Raw genomic sequence first — 1386 nt, 5'->3', positions numbered from 1 at the left:
ACGGCCAGTAGCGTCACCAGCAGGCGCGGCAGAAAGCTCATGGTCTGCTCGTTGATCTGCGTCGCCGCCTGGAAGATGCCCACCACCAGGCCCACCAGCAGGCCCGGCAGGATCAGCACCACCACCAGCAGCATGACCAGGCGCAGGCTTTCGCTGACCAGATCAACGGCGATGTCGGGCGTCAGCATGGCTGCTCCGCAACCCGGTGAAGGCATAAGGCCTGATGAGCGACATACCTCAGCCAGAGTCCGTTCGCCCTGAGCCTGTCGAAGGGTGCGCACAACACGACGCTGGCTTCGACAAGCTCAGCCCGAACGGCGGGGGTCTGAGGCAGGTATCTCATCAGGCAAAAGGAGGCGCGCGCCATCTCAGTAGGCCCGGATGCTGGTGATGAGGGTGTTCACGGTCAGCGTCCAGCCGTCGACCAGCACGAACAGCAACAGCTTGAGCGGCAGCGAGATGACCAGCGGCGACAGCATCATCATGCCCATGGCCATGAGCACCGACGCCACGACCAGATCGACCACCATGAAGGGGATGAACAGCATGCAGCCGACCTGGAAGGCGGTCTTGAGCTCGCTGAGCACGAAAGCCGCCAGCTTCACGGTGAACGCGTGCTGGCTCGGCTCGCTCACCGGCGCCTCGCCGGCCAGGGAGGAGATCTGCTGCAAGGCGCTCTTGCTGGTCTGTGACAGCATGAAGCGCGACAGCGGCACCTCGGCCGTCTGCAGCGCCACCTCCAGGCCGATCTTGTCCTGGTCGTAGGGCACGAAGGCCTTGTGCCAGATCTCCTCGCCCACCGGGCGCATGATCAGCAGCGTGAGGATCAGCGCCACCCCGGTCACAATGCGGTTGGGCAGGCCCTGCTGCAGGCCCAGCGCCTGGCGCAGCAGAGACAGGATGATCACGAAGCGCACGAAGCTGGTCATCATGAGCATCAGCACGGGCAGCAGCCCGAGCAGGGTCATGATGACCAGGATCTGGGTCTTCACCGTGAATTCAGCCGGCGCGCCGTTGGCGTTGGTGCCCAGCAGCGAAATGGTGTTGGCCGCGAGTGCCGGCTCGCTCACCGCCAGCATCAGGACGAGCACAGCCAGGCCCAGGGCGGCATGGCCCCCCATTCGTCGTAGCGTCATGATGCGACGGCTCAGTTCGCCGCGTCGAGCGACAGCAAGTCGAGGTCGGCCAGCTCGACCACCTTCAACCCGTAGTTCTCGCCCGACACCACCACCTCGGCACGGCCGATGACCGTGCCGTTGACCTTGATCACCAGCGGCGCGCCGGCCACGGCGTCGAGTTCCACCACGCTGTCGTGCTCCAGGGCCATCAGTTGGTCGAGCGCGATGTCGGCCGAGCCCACTTCGAGGGTCAGCGTGACCGGAATCT

The 1386-nt window shown here is 65.1% G+C and carries 3 protein-coding genes; all 3 read right to left on the bottom strand.

Going from position 1 to position 1386, the window contains the following annotated elements:
• The coding region (locus tag QZH66_RS16125) for a flagellar biosynthetic protein FliQ (RefSeq protein ID WP_345783864.1) at nucleotides 1–188 on the bottom strand (188 nt) is incomplete at its 3' end.
• Between the two features lie 180 nt (nucleotides 189–368).
• The gene (fliP, locus tag QZH66_RS16120; RefSeq protein WP_305806901.1) at nucleotides 369–1136 is read right to left on the bottom strand and encodes a flagellar type III secretion system pore protein FliP; all 768 of its coding nucleotides are present in this window, start codon (nucleotides 1134–1136) and stop codon (nucleotides 369–371) included.
• A gap of 11 nt (nucleotides 1137–1147) precedes the next feature.
• Nucleotides 1148–1386 (bottom strand): FliM/FliN family flagellar motor switch protein (locus QZH66_RS16115; RefSeq protein ID WP_305806900.1); only part of this gene is annotated, 239 nt, incomplete at its 5' end.

The organism is Stenotrophomonas sp. YIM B06876 (genome assembly GCF_030711595.1).
Lineage (GTDB): Bacteria > Pseudomonadota > Gammaproteobacteria > Xanthomonadales > Xanthomonadaceae > Stenotrophomonas.
This window is presented reverse-complemented; position numbering and strand designations above follow the sequence as displayed.